Below are 10,158 nucleotides of genomic sequence, written 5' to 3'. Positions count from 1 at the left end.
GCCTGTCCGGCGCCGGCGAACACGCGAGGGGTCAGATGCGGTGGACCGTGTGGAGCTTCTTCGCGTAGGTGCCGGTGCCGTCGAGAAGTGAAGCGCCACCCAGGTCGGACATGGTGGGGCCGTTGCCGGTCTTGCGGCTGGACAGGAAGCGGCGCTTGCCGGTGGTGTCCGCCCCGAGGTAGATGCCCACGTGGTCGACGGTGACCGTCACCGTGTCGTCGCCGGAGTCGGCGTTGAACAGGAGCAGGTCACCGGGCTGGAGCTGCTGCGCGGCGGGCGGGTTCGTGCCGTCCGTCCGGTCGATCCGGGTGCCGGGCGCGTAGTCCACCATGTGGCGGGACTTGCGGGGGATGCGGGTCCTGGAGGTGTCCTCGCCGGCGGCCATGGGCACGCCCATGTGATAGCCGTAGACCATGCGCGTGTAACCCGAGCAGTCAAGGTTGCCGACCTGCTTGCTCGAAGGCCCTGTGTAGGTGCCGTCGGGGAAGGTCCAGCCGAGGTTCATGTACTCGTGGAAGTCCGCGCCCTCGTAGCGGTAACCCTGCGGATCCAGGTAGCCGTAGCCGGCCTCGCCCATGACCTGCTTGCCCGTTGCGGGGGTGGCGGCGGTGGTGACCGCGGGTGCTCCCGCGAGGAACATGGCCGCGTGGGCCAGAACGTCGGGGGCCGGGGAACCGGCCCAGCCGCGGATGATCTGTTCCAGGGCAGGGGTCCAGGTCCCGTCGAAGGGCGCGGGGAGAACGCGTACCCAGATGTCGTGGGCGACGGTCGGCGGTTGCTGCCAGGTCGCGGCGTCGACCTGGAAGCGGCTCACCACCAGCTTGACGGGCAGGTTCGTGCAGCCCTGGTTGGCCAGTGCCCTCAGGCCCACCCGCCCCTTGGGGAAGGTGGTGTCCGTGACGTCCGCGGCCCAGCCGGTGGGCTCGGCGGTGTCCGTGCGCCAGGCCTTGACCTGGATGCGGGCGCCCTCGCGGCGCACGCGGATCGTCCAGTTCGTGCCCGCCGGCACTGCGGTGGCGAGGGTGGTGGCAGCGGTCAACTGGGTTACGGTGTCCGCGACTTCCTTCTCGACGCGCAGTTCGACCGTACCCGAGGTCAGGAAGGACAGCCTGGCCCGGTAGTTGTTGTGCGTGTCCTGGTAGCCGAAGGACAGTGCGTACGAGCAGGCCTGGCCGGTCGGTACCTTGTCGAACCGCGCGACCGCGCGGACGTCGACGTCGGTGATCTCGTCGTCCCGGAGGGTGGCGTGGCGGCTCGCGTAGTCGGTGGTGAGCGCGATGGTCGCGCTGCCCGGCACCACCGAGTAGTCGGTGTCGACGGGCCCCGAGGTGGACCAGCTCCCGCCGGCGGGAGACGTCCCCCAGTACTTGCGATCCAGGACCGGGAGCGCCTGGTCGGGGAGGGTGCGCTGGAAGTCGTCAACGAAGGACTGCTTGTTCTCGCTGAAGGTGCGCCGGGGGCCCGTCAGGACGACGGTGCGCGCGCCCTTGGTCAGGATGGCCACGCGCTGGGAGCCGGCGGTGACCTCCAGACGCTCCGGTGTTCCCGGCAGCACGCTCGTGGTGAAGGAGGCGAGGGAGACCTGCGTGAAGTAGGCGGGATCCAGTGCGCCGATCGTGACGGAGGACCGGGGCGAGGTGAGCGACACGGGAGCCGCGGCCACGGCGGAGACGGATGCCGCGCGGGCGGGAGCGGCCGGAATCGAGGTTCTGGGCGAGGCCGCGGCGCTCAAGGCGCCGAGTGGAACGGAAGCCGCTGCGGAGGCTAAGACGGCAAGGACATTGCGGCGGGCAGTAAGTGACATGTGGTAATGATCCACTTGGTGCGATCCTCAGCGCCATTGCCCCCAGGGGCGCCTTGTCCGGCGGGCCGCAAGAGCTCGCCACGCCATCACGATCAGTACGTCCTGAGGTGCCTCCGGCAGGCGGCAGCGCGATCTCGATTTTGCGATCTACGGCACCGGACGCCGCGGACTCGGCCGACAAGATCCGAAAGAGACGGCCTGGCCCCGGGCCAGTGTGGGTTTCGGCGTGCCGTCATCGCTCATGTGCGCCCGCTGCCAGATCTCGTTCCAGCCGTACGGAATCTCCGGCACGAGCCGGTGCCGCTGCCCGCACGGACACGGCGCCGGCGCCCACGCGCACCGGCCGCAATGCTCGACCCATCCGTGCCCGGTCGAGTGCGGCTCCAACGGTCCCTCGTACCCGCAGGCCGGGCAGCCGGGCAGTTCGGCGCCGTCCAGGAGCGCGTTCTGCCGCCGGACGTACACGGACAGTCGCAGCGACGGGTGGCGGAACGGGGCGTCGTACCAGGCGCGGTCCGATCCCTCCCACCTGCTCCGCAGCCACCACGGCCTGGGGTTCGGTACGGCCCGCTGCCCGGCCCGCTTCTCCGCCCGACGCTGCGCGGCGTACTCCTCCGCCCGTGCGAGCCACAGCAGCCGCGCCTCGTGCAGTTCCTCCACCGCCCGCACCAACGCGTCCGGTTCCGCCTCCAGCCGCCGGGGGATGCCGGCGCTGAGCGTGAGGTGGTGGTACGTCGCCCGCAGGCCGTAGGGCGCAAAAAGGGTGAGGCAGGTGCGCAGGGCGCTGTGCCGCTGGTGGAGGAGGAGCCGGGCGTCGTGCACACGAGCCCGGTGGGTCAGGAAGCTGGTCATTCTGTGAGCTCGAGGTCCAAAGCCCGGGCCAGGGCGGCGGTGACAGCGGCGGCGTGCGTCGGGAGGTGCTTCTCGGCCCAGTTTCCGGCGACGCCGAGGAAGTCCCGCAGGTCCTGATGGGCACCGGTGACGAGCGTGCGTACCTGGGCCGTCGGCAGCTCGATCACCGGGCTGCCGTCCTTGGCGTGGGCGTCGAGAGTCAGCCGGACGCTGTCGCCGATACGTTCGGCCACCGACGACGGATCGTGGCCGAAGTAGGCGCAGCCGGTGCCGTCGAGGACTTCCAGCCAGTCCCGCCAGGTCTCCAGTCCGTTGCAGCAGCCCGGCTCGACGAGGACCGTGCCGGTGTCGATGTCGGTCACCCGGAACCCGCCTGCGGCGAACAGGTCGGGCATGGTGAGCAGCCCGTGCAGGAACGCGCCGAGCGGGTCGGTCGGGCACGGCCCGTGCTCCTCCTCCGGCTCGAAGTCGTTGCACTCGGCGATCCGCATAACCGCCGTGCCGACCTCCGCCGGAGTCAGCTCCCCGTCCAGAACGAGGTAGCCGTACGACGCGTGCTCGCCAACCGGCCAGAGCACGAAGTCGTCGGCAGCGAAGATCTCCAGAACGGGTTGCATCACCATCACATGGGGATGATGCCGGACCCGCTGCCACACCGCCACGGGCTTCAGCTGCGGTATCGGGCTCGGGCTGGACGAGCTGCGAGCCGCGCTGGACCCTGCCGGCGCATGCGTTCTCAACCGGACGGTAAACGACCCATTCGCCCCAGAGCATCTGAACTGGTCCGAGGCAGCCGGGGCGCGGCTGCCCATCTTGCCTAGCGGGTTTCCGTCGCGACGGGGTCGAGGAAGAAGAGGCACTGGTCCGCGTTGAATTCGCCTACTGTGGCCACGAAGTGAAACTTATCGCCTGCGCCGACGGTGGCGGGGATCTTGTTAGGGGCACCTGGTCTGAGGTGATAGGTGGGTCACGGCCCCACAGCGAGGCCCGCCACCAGACCGGACCACTGCTCGCGGTGGGCGGACAGGCCGGCCGCACCGACTGGCGAAGAGACGTGTTCCAACCCTGCGCTGTTCGGGCTGAGCTTGCTCTTCAACCTTGGGCTGGGCACCTGCTGTTTGGCCCGCCAGCGGGCCAGTGGCAAAGTGAGCCGGATGATCGGACACCTGTACACCGTTGTCATCGACTGCCCCGACCCGGATGAGCTCGCCGGCTTCTACGAGAAGCTGCTGTCGCTCTCGCGGCAGGCGGACACCGGCGACTTCGTCGTGCTTCAGAACGCGGCGGGCGCACCGGTGGTCCTCTTCCAGCGGGTAGACGACTTTCGCGCGCCTCGGTGGACGGACTCCGCGCGTCCTCAGCAGATGCACATCGACGTGATGGTCACGGACCTCGATACGGCTGAGGCCCAGGTGCTCGCCCTCGGTGCGACGCTGCTGGATGGTTCGGACAAGCCGATCGGTTACCGCGTCTACGAGGACCCCGTCGGCCATCCCTTCTGCCTGATCACTCCCGAGGGAGCCTGACCTCGCCATTCGGGGTCCGGCGTCGAGAATGATTCGCACTTAGCCGCTGACCTGGGCATTCTCCGGACACTGAGGCAGCCTTCGTCTGATCATGTACTCCGACCAAGGTGCACGTGATCACGACGAAGGCCGTGAAGGTGAGCCTGGCTGCCTGAAGCTGTTCCAGGGGAAGCGTCACGCTTCCGGGACGGGTTGTACGCGTGTCTGACCGGGCGCGGCGACGAGTTGTTCGAGCTGGCGGACGCGGTGCTGTGTGCGCCGGGTGCGGTGCACTCGGTGGTGGAGCTGACGCTGTTGCCCGAGCACCGGCGTGGGCACGGGCGATGTATGACGGCCTCGACCAGGGGCGGATCGACGCCGACCGGCTGCGGTCCTTGCTGGCCGGCCTGCCGCTGCCGCGGTTCCCGCATGGACGGTTGGTGCTGGCGGTGGACGTTTCGCCGTGGCTGCGGTCGGATGTGCCGTGCTCGCCCGAGAGGCTGTTCTGCCACGTCCATGGTCGGGCGGAGACGACCTCGCAGTTCATCCCCGGCTGGCCGTACTCGTTCGTCGCGGTGCTGGAGATGGGCGCACGTCCTGGACTCAGACCCTGGACGCGGTCCGCCTCGGTCCGGCCGACGACACCACGGCGGTCACCGCCGCCCAACTCCGTGGCGTCGTTGAACGGCTCACCTCGGCGGGCCATTGGCAGCCGGGTGATCCGGACATCGTGATCGTGGCCGACGCGGGATACGACGTCACCCGTCCGGCTTGGGTCCCTGCGGGATCTGCCGGTCGAGCCGGTCGGTCGGATCCGCGGTGACCGCGTGATGCGCCTGCCGACGCCCGGCGCGTTCAGCGTCAAGGTGCCCGAGGGCCGCCTGTTCCTGCTGGGCGACACCCGCGGCAACTCCGCCGACTCCCGGTACCGGTTCGAGGAGGCGGAGGGCGGAACCGTGCCCCTGTCGGCGGTGAAGGGCGCGCTCATCGACGAGGACGACCCGCTGGTCGTCGGCCTGAGGTCGGCCGTGCCCGTCGGCGGTGGGTTGCTGTTCCTGGGCGCGGTGTCCGGCGTCGTCGCGCTGCGGTTGCGCCGCCGAGCGGTGACGGCCGCGACACCGATGGCGGACACGGTGCCGGTGCCGGGAGTCTGAAAACAGCGCACTCCCTCGTCGAGCGCACCTTCAGGAAGTCGCCATGCCTCGCCGAACACCGGGCGAGATCAGGTCTCAGCTGCCGCTTCGGGACGCAAGCCATGCCAGACGGGCCGTCATACCGGGGCTGTCTGCATCGTCAAACCGACACATATTCCAGTTCGAGTGCGAGCGCGGCCTGTCCAGAGGTGACGTCGCGCTCGCATTCCGACGCTGGACTCTGCGGGCCGGGCGACCCCGTGATGCTGAAGAGTGGCACTACGGATATTCAGACGTCCCCACCGGTCATATCCGCACACTGCTCGAAGTGGCGGCATGCAGCCTGCGGGCCCGGGCTCGACGAGAGCTGCGAGCCGCGCGACCAGACCCGCGCTTGCGAGGCAGCACGCGACGCCATCGCCGCCGGTGGCCGGGTGATGGTCCGGGACAACGAGGCGCCTCATTGGATGGTCGCCGGCATCGCTGCGACGAGGCTGAGGCGGTCGTTGAAGATCGGTCTGACGACCCTCGGCCTCGACGAGACCGTTGAGATCCTGGCCCAGCACCGAGGCGAGCAATTCCGCACCGGCATCATCGACGCAGCAGACCGGTCGTGGTCACTGGCCCGGGACGGCCTCGGCCCAGTTGCGGTTGACGGTCTCTCTCGCCTTCTCCGTCTGGGCCTCGGTCGGAAACGTCGGCGTGCCCTCGACCGTCGGCAGTTTGTCCGCGGCGGCCTTGTCGAGGGTGCCGTTCTCCTTCATGGCCTCCATGAGGACGGGGCGTGCGAAGGCTCCGAGCCGGAGGTTCTGGCCCTCGGGGCTGAAGACGTACTCCTGCCACAGGCGCGCCGCCGCGGGGTGCGGGGCGTCCTTGTTCACCCCGTTCGCGTAGTACTCGGCGAAGCTGCCGTCGAACGGGATGGCGGTCCTCCAGTCGACGTCCGCGCCCTTCTTGCGGAAATCCTCGGCGTATCCGAGGTTCAGGAAGTCCCAGTCGATGCTGATCGGGGTCCGGCCCTCTGCGATCGTGGCCGGGGTGGATTCGACCGGGATGAAATTGCCGTTCTTGCTGAGCTCGGCGAAGAAGTCGATGCCGGGCTGGATGTCGTCGAAGGAACCGCCGTTCGCCAGGGCCGCCGCGTACACGCCGGCGAAGGCGGAGCCGGACATGGTGGGGTCGCCGTTGAGCGAGACCTGGCCCTTGTACTCGGGCTTGCGCAGATCGGCGAAGGTGGAGGGGCAGGTCTTGACGCGCTTGGCGTCGCAGCCGATCGAGACGTAGCCGCCGTAGTTGTTGTACCAGCGGGCGCGCGGGTCCTTCTGTTCCTCGGGGATCTCGTCGAACGCGGCGACCTCGTACGGAGCGAGCAGGCCCTGCCGGGCCGCGGACTCTGCGAACGAGCCCCCCACGTCGATCACGTCGGGGGCGCGGCCTCCGCCCCTGTGCTCCTTCAGGGCGTTGATCTCGTCCTGGCTGGTACCTTCCGGGTTCTCCACCTCGACCTTGATCCCGTACTTCTTCTCGAAGCCGTCGATCAGTGCGCCGTAGTTCGCCCAGTCCCTGGGGAGCGCGATCGTGTTGAGCGAGCCCTCCTTCTTCGCCGCCTCGGTCAGCGCCGCCATGCCTCCGGCGTCCGCGGCGGAGGTGGCGACCGCGGGTGCTCTGGGCGCGGCGGGGGGCTTTTCCCCGCAGGCGCCGAGGGGCGCCGCGGCGAGGGCCAGGAAGGCGGCGACGGAGGCTGTCCGGAGGCGAGGTACGGGCACAAAGGCTCCATAACGGGCGGTCGCGTACTGATCGAGGCCAGCGTACGTTCGGCGGCCTCGGCAGCGCAGTCCCAGACGGTGGTGTCCGCCGTCTTCCCCGCAGCTGCCGTACCGGGGCGTCCTCAGAACCCCTCGTCGTCCCACCCGGCCAAGAGTGCCTCCCCGAGATCCATCGCGGGCGGTGCGGCCCCGGCGTGCAGGGCCTGCTCACTCCAGATGATCTTGCCGCGGGCGGTGTAGCGGGTGCCCCAGCGCTCGGCGAACTGCGCGACGAGGAACAGGCCGCGGCCGCCCTCGTCGGTGGTTTCGGCCCGGCGCAGGTGCGGGGAGGTGCTGGAACCGTCGGAGACCTCGCAGACCAGGCTGCGGTCGTACAGCAGCCTCACCCGGATGGGCTCGGTGCCGTAGCGGATGGCGTTGGTTATCAGCTCGCTCAGGATGAGTTCCGTGGTGAAGGCGATGTCCTCCAGGCCCCAGTCCGCCAGGCGGCGGGCGCAGGCGTTGCGCACCGGGGACACGGCCGCCGGGTCGGGGGACACGTCCCACTCGGCGATCCGGTCGGGGTCCAGCCGGCGGGTACGGGCCACCAGCAGCGCGACATCGTCGCTCGGCCTGGTGGGAAGCATCGCGTCGATCACCACGGTGCAGGTCTCCTCCGGGGTGCGGGCGGGCCCGGCCAGGGCGGCGCGCAGCGCTGCCAGGCCCGCGTCCGGATCGCGGTCGCGGCTCTCGATCAGCCCGTCGGTGAAAAGGGCCAGCCGGGAGCCCTCGGGCAGGGTGAGCGTCATGGTCTCCATGGGCAGACCCGCGCCCAGGCCGAGCGGCGGGGAGACCGGGACCTCGGGGAAGGACACGGTTCCGTCGGGGCGGATCAGAGCGGGGCCCGGGTGCCCGGCCGTGGCGGCGGTCACCTGCCCCGAGACGGGATCGTAGATGGCGCACAGGCAGGTGGCTCCGGTGATCCCCTGCCACTCATGCTCATCGGTGTCGATGTGGGTGACCAGCTCGTCCAGGTGGCTGAGCAGTTCGTCCGGAGGCAGGTCGAGGGTGGAGAAGTTGTACACGGCGGTGCGCAGGCGGCCCATGGTGGCGGCGGCGTGCAGACCGTGGCCGACGACGTCGCCGACCACCAGGGCCACCCGGGCGCCGGGCAGCGGGATGACATCGAACCAGTCGCCGCCCACCCCGGCCTGGGCGGCCAGGTAGCGGTGCGCGACCTCCACGGCGGACTGCTCCGGTACGCCGCGGGGCAGCAGGCTGCGCTGCAGGGTGACGGCCATGTTGTGCTCGCGCGTGTAACGGCGGGCATTGTCGACGGACAGCGCCGCCCGGGCGGTCAGCTCCTCCGCGAAGGACACGTCCTCCTCGTCGAACGGGGGCGAGTCCTGCCCCCGCCAGTAGCCGGTCATCCCCAGCACCACGCCCCGGGCCCGCAGGGGCACGACGATCAGGGAGTGGATGCCGTGGTCCAGGATCTGCACGGCGTTGGCCTGGTTCTGGGCCCGCCAGCGTTGGCTGGTGCGCAGGTCCGCCTCCAGGACCGCGCGCCCGCCCGCCAGCCCGGCGGCCATGGGACCGGTGGGAGCGAACCGGATCAGGTCGCCCACGGGGGACAGCGGGTGGTCGCCACGCAGGCCGACGACGGCGGTCCGGCGCATCTCGGTGATCGCCTCGGGCGGCTCCTCGCCGCGCAGCACCGGGTCCAGCAGGTCCACCGTGACCACGTCGGCGAACCGCGGGACCGCCACCTCCGCCAGTTCCTCGGCGGTGCGCTCCACGTTCAGCGTCGTGCCGACCTGCACACCCGCGTCGTAGAGCAACTTCAGCCGCTCGCGGGCCACCTCGGCCCTGCCGGAGAGTGCCCGCAGCTCGGTGGTGTCGCGCAGGGTGACGACGGTCCCGGCCTGCCCGTAGGGGGCGGTGGGGCGGATGTTCACCGCCAGCAGCCGGTCGGCCGCCATGTGCAGCTCGTCGGTCGCGGAACGGCCCGAGGAGATCTGGTCGGCGATGCGTTCCTCCAGACCCAGATCCGTGACGGGGAGTCCTTCGGCGTCCGCCGGCAGATTCAGCAGCCGCCGCGCCTCGTCATTGGCCAGCAGCAGCCGTCCCCCGCCGCCGATGATCAGTACGCCCTCTCGCACCGCGTGCAGCACGGCGTCGTGGTGCTCGTACATCCTCGTCATCTCGGCCGGCCCCAGGCCATGGGTGCGGCGCAGCAGCCGGCGGCTCACCAGAGCCGTCCCGCCCGCGGACAGCGCGAGCACCAGGGCCGCGGTGCCGAGGACGACCGGCAGCTGCCGGTTCACCATGCCCTGCACGTTCTGGACCGTGACCGGGGAGGAGACGATGGCGATGACGCGGCCGTCGGGGGCCTTGACGGGGACCACCGAGACCACGGACCGCCCCAGGGACCCTTCGAACGTCTCGGTGAAGGACTTGCCGGCCGCCGCCTTGGAGAAGGGGCCGACGACGTACTTCCCGATCTGACGCGGGTCGCTGTGGGTGAGGGTGAGCCCGTCGAGCGTGTACACGTTGATGCCGTCGACTCCGGCGATCTTGCGGGCCGCCTCGGCGCTCGGCTGGAGCACGGCACTCGGATGAGCGCTGCGCAGCGCCGGAACGATTCCCGGGGATTCCGCGAAGGTTCCGGCGGCGGCGAGCGTACGGTGCCGGGCGTCCAGCATGGCGGCGCTCTGGGACTGCACGACGAGCGCCACCACTGCGGCGGCGACGAGAAGTACCACGACGGCCAGCTGCAGGAGGAACACCTCGCCGGCCACGCTGCGCACGCTCAGCAGGGACGACAGACGCTGCGGCCGCCGCGCCCCCCTTCCCTCGGGGGCCCGGCCCGGCTCCTGGTGCTCCTGGTGGTGTCCCGGGCGGGGCTGCCGAGGGGGAGTGGAAGAGCTCGTGGTGGAGCTGAGCAGCCGATGCCGGAAATATCCAAGGAGGTTGCTCATACTCCATTTTCTAACCTCTCCGGCTTGTCGGCAGCGGGGAGCGACGGCCGCCGTCGACCGGGCATGCACCCGCCTCCGAAGACCTGGAGAACGCTGACCCGGCAAGCGAATCGTTGTACGCTCCGGAGAACGCCCTTG

General features: G+C 70.3%; 8 protein-coding genes and 1 pseudogene. 3 read left to right on the top strand and 6 right to left on the bottom strand.

Features of this window, described 5'->3' with window-relative positions:
- Positions 1-31 precede the first annotated feature (31 nt).
- The 4 genes from OG373_RS07205 to OG373_RS07190 form a co-directional block, all read right to left on the bottom strand.
- Positions 32-1,732 (bottom strand): NlpC/P60 family protein, encoded by a 1,701-nt coding sequence (locus OG373_RS07205; RefSeq protein WP_405436789.1) that lies wholly within the window; start codon positions 1,730-1,732, stop codon positions 32-34.
- A gap of 219 nt (positions 1,733-1,951) precedes the next feature.
- Positions 1,952-2,656 carry a hypothetical protein gene (locus OG373_RS07200; RefSeq protein ID WP_405436787.1) on the bottom strand — a complete coding sequence of 235 codons (705 nt, stop codon included), beginning with the start codon at positions 2,654-2,656 and terminating at the stop codon, positions 1,952-1,954.
- Entirely contained in the window at positions 2,653-3,279 is a 627-nt protein-coding gene (locus OG373_RS07195; RefSeq protein ID WP_405436785.1) for a hypothetical protein, read from the bottom strand. Before OG373_RS07195 ends, OG373_RS07200 begins: the two co-directional genes overlap by 4 nt.
- Positions 3,280-3,473: 194 nt before the next feature.
- On the bottom strand, positions 3,474-3,587 hold the full coding sequence (locus OG373_RS07190) for a DUF4839 domain-containing protein (RefSeq protein WP_405443967.1): 114 nt from the start codon (positions 3,585-3,587) through the stop codon (positions 3,474-3,476).
- A 223-nt stretch (positions 3,588-3,810) separates the two neighbouring features.
- Here OG373_RS07190 and OG373_RS07185 point away from each other — a divergent pair, with 223 nt between their 5' ends.
- From OG373_RS07185 to OG373_RS07175, 3 genes and pseudogenes are all read left to right on the top strand, one after another.
- Positions 3,811-4,182 carry a VOC family protein gene (locus OG373_RS07185; RefSeq protein WP_397729431.1) on the top strand — a complete coding sequence of 124 codons (372 nt, stop codon included), beginning with the start codon at positions 3,811-3,813 and terminating at the stop codon, positions 4,180-4,182.
- A 323-nt stretch (positions 4,183-4,505) separates the two neighbouring features.
- A pseudogene (locus OG373_RS07180) lies at positions 4,506-4,984 on the top strand (transposase).
- 7 nt (positions 4,985-4,991) lie between these two features.
- Positions 4,992-5,315 (top strand): S26 family signal peptidase, encoded by a 324-nt coding sequence (locus tag OG373_RS07175; protein WP_405436783.1) that lies wholly within the window; start codon positions 4,992-4,994, stop codon positions 5,313-5,315.
- Positions 5,316-5,911: 596 nt separating this feature from the next.
- Here the strand turns inward: OG373_RS07175 and OG373_RS07170 are convergent.
- Entirely contained in the window at positions 5,912-7,060 is a 1,149-nt protein-coding gene (locus OG373_RS07170; protein WP_405436782.1) for an ABC transporter substrate-binding protein, read from the bottom strand.
- 122 nt (positions 7,061-7,182) lie between these two features.
- Positions 7,183-10,020, bottom strand: a complete 2,838-nt coding sequence (locus OG373_RS07165) for a SpoIIE family protein phosphatase (RefSeq protein WP_405436780.1) — start codon at positions 10,018-10,020, stop codon at positions 7,183-7,185.
- Positions 10,021-10,158: the final 138 nt, after the last annotated feature.

The organism is Streptomyces avidinii (genome assembly GCF_045161815.1).
Classification (GTDB): Bacteria; Actinomycetota; Actinomycetes; order Streptomycetales; family Streptomycetaceae; genus Streptomyces; species Streptomyces avidinii.
Note: the sequence above shows the minus strand (reverse complement) of the source record. Positions and strands in the feature narration are given on the sequence as shown.